Source organism: Pseudomonas sp. RL_15y_Pfl2_60 (assembly GCF_963970595.1).
In the GTDB taxonomy this organism is placed as follows: Bacteria; Pseudomonadota; Gammaproteobacteria; order Pseudomonadales; family Pseudomonadaceae; genus Aquipseudomonas.
The window spans coordinates 359406-371965 of record NZ_CAXAOE010000003.1; the positions used below are offsets into that span (position 1 = coordinate 359406).

Annotated in this window: 12 protein-coding genes; 6 read left to right on the top strand and 6 right to left on the bottom strand. The window is 56.5% G+C overall.

Going from position 1 to position 12560, the window contains the following annotated elements:
- The first annotated feature begins 50 nt into the window (after positions 1 to 50).
- Together pyrE and AACY26_RS10560 are read left to right on the top strand one after the other, a co-directional pair.
- Complete coding sequence (gene pyrE, locus AACY26_RS10555; RefSeq protein WP_339513754.1) at positions 51 to 692, top strand: orotate phosphoribosyltransferase; 642 nt, start codon at positions 51 to 53, stop codon at positions 690 to 692.
- A 31-nt stretch (positions 693 to 723) separates the two neighbouring features.
- Entirely contained in the window at positions 724 to 1314 is a 591-nt protein-coding gene (locus tag AACY26_RS10560; protein ID WP_339513756.1) for a DUF4124 domain-containing protein, read from the top strand.
- Positions 1315 to 1508: 194 nt separating this feature from the next.
- Here the strand turns inward: AACY26_RS10560 and argB are convergent, their stop codons facing one another.
- The 4 genes from argB to coaBC all read right to left on the bottom strand — a co-directional run bounded on the left by argB (position 1509) and on the right by coaBC (position 6827).
- Positions 1509 to 2414, bottom strand: coding sequence for an acetylglutamate kinase (gene argB / locus AACY26_RS10565; RefSeq protein ID WP_339513758.1), 906 nt, complete (start codon positions 2412 to 2414; stop codon positions 1509 to 1511).
- Between the two features lie 16 nt (positions 2415 to 2430).
- Positions 2431 to 3825, bottom strand: coding sequence for a phosphomannomutase/phosphoglucomutase (algC, locus tag AACY26_RS10570; RefSeq protein WP_339514105.1), 1395 nt, complete (start codon positions 3823 to 3825; stop codon positions 2431 to 2433).
- Between the two features lie 1309 nt (positions 3826 to 5134).
- The gene (gene dut, locus AACY26_RS10575; RefSeq protein ID WP_339513760.1) at positions 5135 to 5590 is read right to left on the bottom strand and encodes a dUTP diphosphatase; all 456 of its coding nucleotides are present in this window, start codon (positions 5588 to 5590) and stop codon (positions 5135 to 5137) included.
- Positions 5591 to 5618: 28 nt separating this feature from the next.
- Positions 5619 to 6827 (bottom strand): bifunctional phosphopantothenoylcysteine decarboxylase/phosphopantothenate--cysteine ligase CoaBC, encoded by a 1209-nt coding sequence (coaBC, locus tag AACY26_RS10580; protein WP_339513762.1) that lies wholly within the window; start codon positions 6825 to 6827, stop codon positions 5619 to 5621.
- Between the two features lie 177 nt (positions 6828 to 7004).
- On the opposite strand from coaBC, the gene radC reads away from it, so the two are divergent.
- Positions 7005 to 7679, top strand: a complete 675-nt coding sequence (gene radC / locus AACY26_RS10585; RefSeq protein ID WP_339513764.1) for a RadC family protein — start codon at positions 7005 to 7007, stop codon at positions 7677 to 7679.
- 43 nt (positions 7680 to 7722) lie between these two features.
- On the opposite strand, the gene AACY26_RS10590 is transcribed toward radC, so the two are convergent.
- Positions 7723 to 9312, bottom strand: a complete 1590-nt coding sequence (locus tag AACY26_RS10590) for an ABC transporter substrate-binding protein (protein WP_339513766.1) — start codon at positions 9310 to 9312, stop codon at positions 7723 to 7725.
- Positions 9313 to 9677: 365 nt separating this feature from the next.
- Here AACY26_RS10590 and rpmB point away from each other — a divergent pair, with 365 nt between their 5' ends.
- Positions 9678 to 9914, top strand: a complete 237-nt coding sequence (rpmB, locus tag AACY26_RS10595; RefSeq protein ID WP_010489195.1) for a 50S ribosomal protein L28 — start codon at positions 9678 to 9680, stop codon at positions 9912 to 9914.
- An 11-nt stretch (positions 9915 to 9925) separates the two neighbouring features.
- On the top strand, positions 9926 to 10081 hold the full coding sequence (gene rpmG, locus AACY26_RS10600) for a 50S ribosomal protein L33 (RefSeq protein WP_002551515.1): 156 nt from the start codon (positions 9926 to 9928) through the stop codon (positions 10079 to 10081).
- 174 nt (positions 10082 to 10255) lie between these two features.
- Here the strand turns inward: rpmG and AACY26_RS10605 are convergent, their stop codons facing one another.
- The gene (locus AACY26_RS10605) at positions 10256 to 10621 is read right to left on the bottom strand and encodes a cupin domain-containing protein (protein WP_339513768.1); all 366 of its coding nucleotides are present in this window, start codon (positions 10619 to 10621) and stop codon (positions 10256 to 10258) included.
- A gap of 227 nt (positions 10622 to 10848) precedes the next feature.
- Here AACY26_RS10605 and AACY26_RS10610 point away from each other — a divergent pair, with 227 nt between their 5' ends.
- Positions 10849 to 12342 carry an aldehyde dehydrogenase gene (locus AACY26_RS10610; protein ID WP_339513770.1) on the top strand — a complete coding sequence of 498 codons (1494 nt, stop codon included), beginning with the start codon at positions 10849 to 10851 and terminating at the stop codon, positions 12340 to 12342.
- Positions 12343 to 12560 lie beyond the last annotated feature (218 nt).

Here is a 12560-nt window from a genome sequence, read left to right on the forward strand (position 1 = left end):
GCCATTTTTAGCTAAATTACTAGCCTCATCTGTGTACTTTGGGACAATTGATGCAAGCCTATCAGCGTGATTTCATTCGTTTTGCCATCGAGCGTGGAGTCTTGCGCTTTGGTTCCTTCACCCTCAAATCAGGGCGTACCAGCCCATATTTCTTCAATGCGGGCTTGTTTGACAGTGGTTTGGCACTGGCGCAACTGGGGCGCTTTTATGCCGCAGCTGTGGTTGAGAGCGGAATCGATTTTGACGTGTTGTTTGGCCCCGCCTACAAGGGAATTCCACTGGCAGCCACCACTGCCGTCGCGCTGGCAGAGCATCATCAGCGTGATACGCCTTGGTGTTTCAACCGCAAGGAAGCCAAGGATCACGGTGAAGGTGGCACCTTGGTTGGGGCGCCATTGGCTGGCAAGGCATTGATTATCGACGATGTGATTACCGCAGGGACGGCGATTCGTGAAGTCATGCAAATCATTAAATCGCAGGATGCAGGCTGTGCTGGCGTATTGATTGCATTGAATCGCCAAGAGCGTGGCCAAGGCGAGCTTTCGGCTATTCAAGAAGTTGAACGCGACTTTGCGATACCGGTTGTAAGTATCGTCTCGCTCGAACAGGTACTTGAGTATCTGGCAGAAGATGCTGAACTTAAACAGCACCTGCCTGCGGTAGAAGCCTATCGTGCTCAGTACGGAATTTAATACCTTCAATACCCAGAGCTAAGGACTTATTGTGCTGAAACCGGTTTTGCGTTGCTGTTCGCTATCTCTATGCATACTGCTTTCGGTTACGGCCAATGCAGGCGACTTGCTGTATCGCTACACCGACAGCAAAGGCGGCATCGTGATTAGCCGCCAGGGCGTGCCGCCGGAGTTCATCAGCAAAGGGTATGACATTCTCAATGATCAGGGCCGGGTGGTGCAGGTGATTGCGCCGGCACCAACACTTGAAGAGCGCCAACGCCTGCTCAAGGAAAAGGCCCGGGCCAGCTCTGATGCCCAGCTCAAGCGCTTGTACAGTTCGCCTGAAGATATTGATCGGGCGCGTGATCGCAAGCTGGCTGAGCTTGATGGGGTCATTAGCGTGGCGCGCAGCAATCTGCAATCGGTGCGTACGCAACAGGCTAACTATCAAGCGCAGGCCGCAGATTTCGAGCGTAGCGGACGTGATGTCCCAGAGAGCTTGCTGGTGCAGATCAACAACCAAAAGGTTGAGCAGAAGCGGTTGATTGACGATATCAAGCGTTACGAAGCGGTGCGCAAGGAGTCGGAAGCCACATTCAATGCTGACCGCGCACGCTTTGCAGAGATCATGTCGCGCTGAAAAACGCGGGGCGGGGTGGGTGAGGCTTTCATCCGCGATTTGTGGCTGCAATATCGGTTTGCTTGAACACGCCATCGGTTGGGCGATGGCGTGCAATACAGCTCAGCCTAACTGGCAATAAACGTCGGTTATCGCCATTAAATGTCAGTTGCGCGGCAGATCAGCACTGTCGGTGCTGATCTGCCGGCCTGTCATCAGTGGCGCTTGCGGTTGCAGATCTGGGTGCCGACGCCGCTGTCGGTGAAGATTTCCAGCAGCACCGCATTGGGTACCCGGCCATCAATGATGTGCGCGCTGGTCACGCCGCCTTGCACCGCTTCGAGGGCGCAGCGGATCTTAGGCAGCATGCCGCCATAGATAGTGCCATCGGCAATCAGTTCATCAACCTGCTCTGTGGTCAGGCCGGTGAGTACCTCGCCTTGCTTGTTCATCAAACCGGCGATGTTGGTCAGCAGCATCAGCTTTTCAGCTTTGAGTGCTTCGGCAACTTTGCCCGCGACCAGATCGGCATTGATATTGTACGACTCGCCATCAGCGCCCACGCCGATCGGGGCGATCACCGGGATAAAGTCGCCTTTGACCAGCATGTTCAGCAGGTCAGTGTTGATCCCGGTGACTTCGCCAACATGGCCGATATCAATGATTTCGGGCTTGGTCATTTCCGGCGTTTTACGCTCAACGGTGAGCTTTTTCGCGCGGATCAGCTCAGCGTCCTTGCCAGTCAGGCCAATTGCGCTGCCGCCGTGGCGGTTGATCAGGTTGACGATGTCCTTGTTGACCTGGCCGCCGAGCACCATTTCAACCACGTCCATGGTCTGAGCGTCGGTTACCCGCATGCCATCGACGAAGTGGCTTTCAATCGACAGGCGTTTGAGCAGGTCGCCAATCTGTGGGCCGCCGCCATGCACCACCACCGGATTGATACCCACGGCCTTCATGAGCACGATGTCGCGGGCGAAGTTGGTTTTCAACTCGTCGCTTTCCATGGCGTTGCCGCCATATTTGACGACCAGGGTCTTGCCGACAAAGCGGCGAATGTACGGCAGTGCTTCAGAAAGTACTTTAGCCACTTGGGTAGCGGCATCACGCTCAAAGGTCATGCGGGACTCCATAGCGTTAAAACGGTAATTTGATGTCGGGTGCGAGTGCCGTCATTTGCTCACGGAAAATCACTTTGATGCGTTCCAGCTCGGCTTCTGTTTCGGCTTCGAAGCGCAGCACCAGAACCGGTGTAGTGTTGGATGCACGCACCAGGCCCCAGCCTTTTGGATAATCGACGCGGACACCATCGAGGGTCGTGATATTGGCATCGCCCCAAGCACCTTCGCGTTGCAGGCGATCAATGATCTGGAACTTGCTCTCTTCGGTGACCTGGATGTTGATTTCCGGTGTTGAGACGTCGCTCGGGAACGCAGAAAACACATGTTCGGCATCACGTTTGTCCTGACTGAGAATTTCCAGCAGGCGTGCCGCGCTGTAGATGCCGTCGTCAAACCCGAACCAGCGCTCCTTGAAGAAGATATGGCCGCTCATTTCACCCGCCAGCAGGGCGCCGGTTTCCTTCATTTTCTTCTTGATCAGCGAGTGACCGGTTTTCCACATCACTGGGCGGCCGCCGTAGCCGCTGATCAGAGGGGTCAAGCGACGTGTGCACTTAACGTCGAAGATGATATCGGCACCCGGGTTGCGCGAGACAACGTCCTTGGCGAACAGCATCAGCAGTCGATCAGGGTAAACCATGGTGCCGGTATTGGTGACAACACCAACGCGGTCGCCATCACCATCAAAGGCCAGGCCCAGGTCAGCTTTCTCGGACTTGACCTTGGCGATCAGGTCGACCAGGTTCTCGGGCTTGCCCGGGTCTGGGTGGTGGTTAGGGAAGGTGCCGTCGACATCGCAGAACAACGGAATCACTGTGCAGCCCAAGGCTTCGATCAGTTGCGGGGCGATTACCCCGGCAGCGCCGTTACCACAGTCAACCACTACTTTCAGTGGCTTGGCCAGGGCGATGTCGTCGCGAATCTGCTTGAAGTAACGATCCAGCACATCAACCTGCTGGACGCTGCCGATACCGCTGCTGAGGTTGTTGGTGTCGATGCGGGTTTTCAGTGCCAGAATCTGCTCGTTGGCCAGTGTGTCGCCGGCGATCACAATCTTGAAACCGTTGTAGTCAGGCGGGTTGTGGCTGCCGGTGAGCATCACTGCGGATTTTCCGCTGAGGATATTGGCGGCGTAATACACCACTGGCGTTGGCACCATGCCGACGTCACTGACGGTACAGCCGCTGTCGACCAAACCTTGAATCAGCTGCTCTACCAGCTCTGGGCCGGACAAGCGACCATCGCGGCCAACTGCGACATCGGGCTCACCCTTGGCCAGGCTTTCTGAGCCGACTGCTCGACCTACCCAATACGCAGTTTCAGCGGTAAGGGTGCGACCAACAACACCACGGATGTCGTAGGCGCGGAAGATATCAGCAGGAAGTTTAGGTGCGACTTGCGAATTACTCATAACAGATGACTGCTCCAATCCCAGGAGATCCTGGTCTTCATCGAGAATGTCGATATCGAGAATATCGGTATCTTGAAATAGTGGGTCTGCAAAAACTACCGGTTTCTCTGCTGCAATGGATGCCGCCGTTTCAGGCTTGCCGGGAGCCGCCACTGGCGCTTTTCCAGGGGCGGTGCTGTCCGCTCGGCGTGGCATTCTGGCCAATGTTTTTGCCAGGTTATTCAGTGCAGGCAGGCTCAGGCTAAAGGCTTTGACGCTTTTCCCTGCAGAGAGTTCTTTGACCAATTGCTCCAGCTGGTCGATGTCGCCCTCAAGGTGGTTGTTAAAGCTGCGATGCACCAGGTAAAAGCCAAGCGCCGCCCCCAGCAAGGCTAAGAGCCCTGCCAGCGCCAGTAGCAATGGTGAGAATGCAGAGCCATTCAGTGCCGGGCCAGGGGTGAAGCTAAGTTTCCAATTTGGGTTGCCGCTGTTGAGCTGTTGCGGCTTGCCTTGGGCCGAGCCGCGTTGGGTCAGGATTTGCGCGGCTGCGGTGCCAAATTGCTGGCTGAGTTCGATCGCACCGACCTGCGCCGGAAGCGGCGGCAAGCTGGCCAGCAAGCGGTTGAGGTCAAACGCCAACAGCAGCGTGCCTTGCAGTGGTTGGTCTTTGCTCAGGCGCAATGGCGCAACGCTGTAGACCAACCACTGCTGGCCAACCTTGTAGGCCTCGACCGCAGGTGTTTGCCCGTTCTCTACCCGGCGTAGCAAATCCAGTGCGGCAAAATTCATCGGCGCCGTGCGACCCATGTCCTGCACGGCCTGGCCGCGCAGGTTGAGCTGCGCATCGACCACGCCGTTCCAGTATTTCAGCGAGCGCTCTGCTGCTCTTATCTGGGAGATGTCAGCGCTTTGCAGGGCTTCGATCAACTGTGGATTCTGCGCCGCTGCCTGGGTGTCGGCGGCGAGTTGTTTCAAGGCTTGCTGCAACGCTGTCGCCTGGCTCTCGCCCCAGGCGCTGCTCAGGGCTTGATGCTGCTGTTGCTGGGCGCTACCGAGCATGCCGAACCACAACACGCAGCCGGCGAGAACCAGGCCGATGATTGCAGCCAGCAAGCCGGGCTTGAGCGCTTCTAATGCATTTTGCTTATTGCTCGATGCCTTGGCCGCCGCCTGTTTGATCATCTCGTTGGACAATTCGTCCTTGGCGGCGCGTTTGAACAACTTCATCGAACATCTCCCTGACCCATTTTTCTTAGTATTAGCGTCTTGCAGCGTTACAGAACTACGCTGGTGCGTTCAAGGTAGTGCAAAAAAGCTGCAGTTATGCAGCTTAGTTGGTTCCTGAGTGACCGAAGCCACCAGCGCCGCGCTGGCTTTCATCAAAGGCTTCAACCATTTCGAAATGGGCTTGCACAACCGGGACCAGAACCAATTGTGCAATGCGCTCGCCAACGGTGATGGTAAAAGCGCTCTGGCCACGGTTCCAGCATGAAACCATCAACTCGCCCTGGTAGTCCGAGTCGATCAGGCCGACGAGATTGCCGAGGACAATGCCGTGTTTGTGACCAAGTCCCGAGCGCGGCAAAATCATTGCCGCAAGGCCAGGATCGCCAATGTAGATCGACAGTCCAGTCGGGATCAGCACGGTTTGGCCGGGTTCAAGGGTCAGCTCTTGCTTGAGCATCGCGCGCAGGTCGAGGCCGGCGGAGCCTGGCGTGGCGTACTGTGGCAATGGGAATTCGTTGCCCAGGCGTGGGTCAAGGATCTTAGCTTGTAAGGCGTGCATATCAGATTCTGGTATCCATCAATAAAGTTCAGGCGCGGTTCATGCGTTCAGCAATGAAGTCGACCAATTGGCGGGCAATTTTACCCTTGCTGGTCTGGGCGAAGCTGCTTTGTTGCAATTGGCGATCAATGATGGTGATTGCGTTCTCTTCACTATTGAAACCGATGCTGGGGTTGGCCACATCGTTGGCGACAATAAGGTCGAGATTTTTATCTTTGAGCTTGCGTGACGCGTATTCCAGCAGATTCTCGGTTTCTGCGGCGAAGCCGACGCTGAATGGCCGGTCGTCGCGGGTGGCCAGTGTGGCCAGGATGTCCGGGTTGCGCACCATCTGCAAGAGCATGCCTTCGCCGCTGGTTGGGTCTTTCTTGAGTTTGTGCTGGGCGACCACTTCCGGGCGGTAGTCAGCGACTGCGGCGGCGGCAATCAATAAGTCGCAGGGCATAGCTGCTTCGCAGGCTGCAAGCATGTCGCGGGCGCTGACTACATCGATGCGGGTGACACGCTCTGGCGTCGGCAAGTGTACCGGGCCGCTGATCAGGGTGACTTTGGCTCCGGCCTCGGCGGCTGCTTCGGCCAGTGCAAAACCCATCTTTCCCGAGCTATGGTTGGTGATATAGCGCACCGGGTCTATGTTTTCCTGGGTCGGGCCAGCAGTAATCAATACATGGACGCCGCTAAGGCTTTTGCGCTCGAAGCAGTCAGCCGCCAGCTGCGCAAGGTCGTCAGCTTCCAGCATGCGTCCCAGGCCAACGTCGCCACAGGCCTGGCTGCCGGAGGCAGGGCCGAATATATGCAGGCCGCGCTGGCTGAGAATCTGCGTATTGGCCTGGGTCGCCGGGTCGCGCCACATGGCTTGGTTCATTGCTGGGGCCAGGGCGACTGGGGCGTCGGTGGCCAGCACAAGCGTCGTCAGCAGGTCGTTGGCAACTCCTTGGGCAAGGCGCGCCATCAGGTCGGCGGTGGCCGGGGCAATCAGCACCAGGTCGGCCCAGCGCGCGAGTTCGATGTGCCCCATTGCAGCCTCGGCCGCAGGGTCGAGCAGCTCTTGGTGTACGGGATTGCCGGACAATGCCTGCAAGGTCAGCGGGGTAATGAATTCACGGCCGCCGTGGGTCATGACGACACGTACGTCGGCGCCTTGATCTTTCAGTCGGCGTACCAGTTCTGCGCTTTTATAGGCTGCAATGCCGCCACCCACGCCGAGAATGATGCGTTTCCGATAAAGACGCTGCATAGGCCTGCCTTGCTCAAGGTGAATGTACGTCGCGGTAATGACGCCTCCCCAGGCCGATCACCGCGAAAAAAGGAAGGCTACGATAGCACAGAGGCTGCAACGGAACAGCGGCCTTGGTAGAGACTGGCTCTATTGGGCTGGCGTGTACGGGGTTCACCCATGACATGGAGGTTTTGTATGAGCATTCGCGACTGGCCCGCGGCAGAACGCCCGCGAGAAAAGCTGTTGGCGCAGGGCGCTGCGTCCCTGACCGACGCTGAGTTGCTGGCAATATTTCTGCGAACAGGGGTTGCCGGGCGCAGTGCGGTGGATCTGGCACGCCATTTATTGTCGCAGTTCGGCACTTTGCGCAACTTGTTGCAGGCGGATCTTCCGACATTTTGCCAAAGCCTTGGGTTGGGCCCGGCAAAGTTCGCGCAACTGCAGGCGGTGTTGGAAATGGGGCGCCGACATCTGGCTGAACAAATCCAGCGCGACGACGCGCTGCAAAGCCCGCAAGCCGTGCGTGATTACTTAAAAGCCGTGTTGCGTCATGAGCCGCACGAGGTGTTTGGCTGTTTATTCCTGGATGCCAAGCACCGGGTGTTGACTTACGAGTCGCTGTTTAGTGGGTCGATCGACAGTGCCAGTGTCTATCCTCGGCAAGTGGTCAAGCGCGCCTTGGCGCATAACGCGGCGGCGCTGATTCTGGCGCACAACCACCCCTCCGGCATCGCTGAGCCAAGCCAGGCCGATAAAATACTGACTCAACGCTTGAAGTCGGCTTTGGAGTTGGTTGAGGTGCGTGTGCTGGATCATTTTATCGTCGGCGAAGGCGAGCCGCTGTCGATGGCGGAGCTCGGCTGGATCTAGCCAGGCCAGCGAGAGGCCGCAACCGGCTTCTCGCTGGGTGCGTTTATTTGCCGATACTGACCTTGGAGAAGTCCTGACGACCAAAGGGGCTTACGCTGTAGCCATTGACCGTGCTGCGCGTCAGGGCGGTGGCGGTTGGGTGCGCCAGCGGCACCCACAAGGCCTGCTGCTGGATAATGGCCTGGGCTTTTTTGTAGATATCACTACGCGCTGCTTGGTCGCTAACCAGCTTGCCTTGGCTGATCAGTTTGTCCAGTTGCGGATCGCAGTAGCGCGCAAAGTTCAGCCCGGACTCGACCGAGGCGCAGGAAAATTGTGGCGTGAGGAAGTTATCCGGGTCGCCGTTATCGCCCGCCCAGCCCATAAACAGCAAATCATGCTCGCCCGCTTTGGCGCGACGGATCAACTCGCCCCACTCAATCACTCTAATTTCGGCAGTGATGCCAATCTTGGCCAGATCAGCCTGGAGCAGCTGTGCGCCTAATTTCGGATTGGGGTTAAGCAGACTGCCGCTTGGGCGAGTCCAGATAGTGGTTTTGAAACCCTCAGCAAGGCCGGCTTCCTTGAGCTTGGCTTTGGCTTGTTCCGGGTCGTAGGCATAGCCAGGCAAGTCTTTGGCGTAGCTCCAAGTGTTTGGTGGGTAGACGCCGTTGGCGGCCTCGGCGCTGTCTTCAAATACCGCCTTGAGATAGGTGGCTTTATCGAATGCCAGGTTTATGGCTTGGCGTACTTCGGGCTTGTCCAGCGGTGGATGCTGGGTGTTGATGCCAACAAAGGCGGTCATAAAGGCGTTGGTCTTGACCACTTTCAGCGCCGGATCCTTGGCGGCTACGCTGATATCCACCGGTTTTGGCGACAGGGTGATCTGGCACTCGTTATTGCGCAGCTTCTGCAGGCGTACGTTGGCGTCAGGCGTGATGGCGAAGACCATTTTGTCGACCGCAGGCTTGCCCGCGAAGTAGTCCGGGTTGGCGTTGTAGCGGATCACGGCGTCTTTTTGGAAACGCTTGAAAATAAAGGGGCCGGTACCGATTGGCTGGCTGTTGAGGTTGTTTTGTTTGCCTGCTTTGAGCAATTGGTCGGCATATTCAGCGGAATAAATAGAAGCAAAGCCCATGCTTAATGTGGCCAGGAAGGTCGCATCTGGATGAGTCAAGGTGAAGCGCACGGTGTTAGCGTCCGGCGCATCAATATGCTTGATCAGGCTCGGCAGCTGCATGGATTGAGCATGTGGATAACCGCTCTGGGCGAAGGCATGCCACGGATGCTTGGGGTTGAGCATGCGCTCGAAGCTGAACACTACGTCGTCAGCGTCCATGGTCCGGCTTGGCTTGAAGTAGTCTGTGGTATGAAAGCTGACATCGGGCCGCAGTTTGAATGTATAGCTCAGGCCGTCGTCGCTGACCGCCCAGCTCTGCGCGAGGCTGGGGACGACTTTGCCGCTGCTGGCATCAAAGTCGACCAGGCGGTTCATCAATACATCGGCTGAGGCATTGGTGGTGGTCAGCGAGTTGTATTGCACCACGTCAAAACCATCGGGGCTGGCTTCGGTGCAGACGCTCAGGGTCGAAGCCTGTGCCAGCACCGGGCTTAGCAGCGGTAATAGAAAAAGCGATAAGGTTTTACGGCGCATGGGCATATTCCTTGACGGTGGCGTGCCGCGCATCCATCGGCGCGTAGCAATGACCTACCCTAGTTCATAATGGCGCACTAAGACAATCCAGCGGGGCGACGAGCGGTAATTAGTGATTAAGCCCCGCAGCGCTAGCCCGATGCGATAGAATGCGGGGTTCAGCGTTGTGGTGGAAAGTGTGTTAATCCTTGTTGTGCGATAGCCTTTCTGGTATAAAGCAGCGCTCTTTTCTAGGGGCCCGGTTGTTGCGCTTTAAGGTGTGGCCGGTAAGACCCTCGAGAAACGCGGCGCTTTTGCGCCAATGACACTGAATTTAAGCGGCCAACCCATGCCGGGTTGGGCATGTGGTTTTAGAGGGCTGAGGCATGTCAAGAGTCTGTCAAGTTACCGGTAAGGGTCCGGTAACCGGGAACAACGTTTCCCACGCACACAACAAAACCCGTCGTCGTTTCCTGCCAAACCTGCAGCATCACCGCTTCTGGGTTGAGTCTGAGAATCGCTTCGTACGTCTGCGCGTATCTGCCAAAGGCATGCGTTGCATCGACAAGCGTGGCATTGATGTTGTGTTGTCCGAGCTTCGTGCTCGTGGCGAAAAGGTTTAAGGAGCTAAATCATGCGTGAATTGATCCGTTTGGTGTCGAGCGCCGGTACTGGCCACTTCTACACCACCGACAAGAACAAACGCACTACTCCGGACAAAATCGAAATTAAAAAATTCGATCCGGTTGTGCGCAAGCACGTGATCTACAAGGAAGGCAAGATCAAGTAATTGATCAAGCATTCTTGTTGCACAAGCTTGACGAGAAAGCCCGCCACCATGGCGGGCTTTTTCTTGCCCTGAGTTTCACCTCGACGAATCATCAGGAGCCTGCCCGGTAAATACCAGGCAATAAAAAATCCCGCGCATGGCGGGATTTTTTATGTTGGCTTCGTTGCGCCGGGCTTATTCGCTGGCCTGCTCGAAGATCACATAGACCTTGCGGCAGGGTTCGAGCACTTCCCAGGTGCCGGAAAAGCCCGCCGGGATCACAAAGCGGTCACCAACGCGCAGCGTCTTTGCATTGCCGTCCTTGTCACGCAGGACTGAAACCCCTTGCAGGATTTCGCAATATTCGTGCTCGCTGTAGTTCACCGTCCACTGGCCGACGGCGCCCTCCCAGATACCCGTATTGAACTGGCCGCATGGGCTGGCGTAGTGATTACGCACACTTTGATCTGGGTCACCCTTGAGAATTTTCTCTGCAGCTGGACGATAGTTTTCCAGAGGGCTGTTGGTTTGGGCGAAGTCGACAATCTGCTCAATTTTCATCTGTGGCATCTCTGCGTATTGGCTTGTTGTGCGGGTCAGACATATGGCGCTGGCTGAGTCTATGTTTAATAAAACGAACATGACAAGGCTGTTTGCGGCTTATTTGTCAAATATATTGAAAATGTAGAGCCCTCTGGTTTAGTGTTGCGGGCAGGAATGGCCTTACAGAATTATTGACAGTGCGCACGCCAAATGTGCGGCACTCTTTACCGATAGAGGAAGCTTGCATGACTAGCCTGACTCGCGCCGACTGGGAACAGCGCGCCAAGACGTTGAAGATTGAGACTCGTGCGTTTGTACATGGTGAGTACTGCTCGTCTGAGTCTGGTGAAACCTTTGAATGCATCAGCCCGGTAGATGGTCGCTTGCTGGGCAATGTTGCCAGCTGTGATCTTGCCGATGCCGAGCGCGCTGTGCGTGATGCACGTGCCACCTTTAATTCGGGTGTGTGGTCGCGCATGGCGCCGGCCCAGCGCAAGAAGATCATGATTCGCTTTGCTGAGCTGATCGAGGAGCACGCTGAAGAGCTGGCTCTGCTGGAAACCTTGGATATGGGCAAGCCGATCAGTGACTCACTGAACATCGACATGTCGGCTGCGGCCAATGCCATTCGCTGGAATGGTGAAGCCATCGACAAGATTTACGATGAAGTTGCGGCGACCGCGCACGATGAGCTGGGTCTGGTCACTCGCGAGCCAATCGGTGTGGTGGCGGCTATCGTGCCGTGGAACTTCCCGTTGCTGATGAGTTGCTGGAAGCTTGGTCCGGCGCTGGCGACCGGTAACTCAATCATCCTCAAGCCTTCTGAAAAATCACCGCTGACCGGCATTCGTGTTGCCAAGTTGGCTATCGAGGCTGGCATTCCAGCGGGCGTGTTCAACGTGCTGCCTGGTTTTGGTCACACGGTGGGCAAGGCCCTGGCCTTGCATATGGATGTAGACACGCTGGTATTTACCGGCTCTACCAAAATCGCCAAGCAGCTCATGATCTACGCAGGCGAGTCGAACATGAAGCGTGTTTGGCTGGAAGCCGGTGGCAAGAGCCCGAACATTGTTTTCGCCGATGCGCCTGATTTGCAGGCGGCTGCTGAATCTGCCGCTGGCGCTATCGCCTTCAACCAGGGCGAAGTCTGTACTGCAGGTTCGCGCTTGCTGGTCGAGCGCTCGATCAAAGACAAGTTCTTGCCCCTTGTGGTCGAGGCGATCAAAGGCTGGAAGGCAGGCAATCCGCTTGATCCTGAAACCAATGTCGGCGCGTTGGTTGATACCCAGCAGATGAATAACGTATTGCGCTACATCGATGCAGGCCACAAAGACGGCGCCAAGCTGGTTGCTGGTGGTAAGCGGGTGATGGAGGAGTCGGGCGGCACTTATGTTGAGCCGACCATCTTCGACGGCGTGAGCAATGCAATGACCATCGCCCAGGAAGAAATTTTCGGCCCGGTACTGTCGGTGATTGCCTTTGATGATGCCGAAGAAGCGATTGCGATCGCCAACGACACCATCTACGGTTTGGCCGCTGCCGTGTGGACCAGCAACCTGTCGAAGGCGCACATGACTGCCAAGGCCTTGCGTGCAGGTAGCGTCTGGGTCAACCAGTACGACGGCGGTGACATGACTGCGCCATTCGGTGGCTTCAAGCAGTCGGGTAACGGTCGCGACAAGTCGCTGCACGCGTTCGACAAGTACACCGAACTCAAAGCTACTTGGATTAAGTTGTAAGCTGAAGCAAGGCGTTCGCGCTTTGCCTAAAGGGCCTCTGAAAAAAAACTGCTGCGCTCGCGGCCTTTTTCAGAAGATCGCTAAGGTCCGTCTCTAGTTAAGAGGCCGGCTCACATGAGCCAAACCTGCGGCCGGGTTTTCCGGGGAGTTATTTCCCCTGGGAGCCTGGCCGTTTTGCTTTTCGCGGTGCAGGGCAATAACTACAAAAGGAGCCAGGT

Bases quoted from the DNA above. Each gene is read 5' to 3' on its own strand.
- pyrE (WP_339513754.1), top strand. From the start codon at position 51: ATGCAAGCCTATCAGCGTGATTTCATTCGTTTTGCCATCGAGCGTGGA.
- argB (WP_339513758.1), bottom strand. From the start codon at position 2,414: ATGACCTTTGAGCGTGATGCCGCTACCCAAGTGGCTAAAGTACTTTCT.
- algC (WP_339514105.1), bottom strand. From the start codon at position 3,825: ATGAGTAATTCGCAAGTCGCACCTAAACTTCCTGCTGATATCTTCCGC.
- dut (WP_339513760.1), bottom strand. From the start codon at position 5,590: ATGCACGCCTTACAAGCTAAGATCCTTGACCCACGCCTGGGCAACGAA.
- coaBC (WP_339513762.1), bottom strand. From the start codon at position 6,827: ATGCAGCGTCTTTATCGGAAACGCATCATTCTCGGCGTGGGTGGCGGC.
- radC (WP_339513764.1), top strand. From the start codon at position 7,005: ATGAGCATTCGCGACTGGCCCGCGGCAGAACGCCCGCGAGAAAAGCTG.
- AACY26_RS10590 (WP_339513766.1), bottom strand. From the start codon at position 9,312: ATGCGCCGTAAAACCTTATCGCTTTTTCTATTACCGCTGCTAAGCCCG.
- rpmB (WP_010489195.1), top strand. From the start codon at position 9,678: ATGTCAAGAGTCTGTCAAGTTACCGGTAAGGGTCCGGTAACCGGGAAC.
- rpmG (WP_002551515.1), top strand. From the start codon at position 9,926: ATGCGTGAATTGATCCGTTTGGTGTCGAGCGCCGGTACTGGCCACTTC.
- AACY26_RS10605 (WP_339513768.1), bottom strand. From the start codon at position 10,621: ATGAAAATTGAGCAGATTGTCGACTTCGCCCAAACCAACAGCCCTCTG.
- AACY26_RS10610 (WP_339513770.1), top strand. From the start codon at position 10,849: ATGACTAGCCTGACTCGCGCCGACTGGGAACAGCGCGCCAAGACGTTG.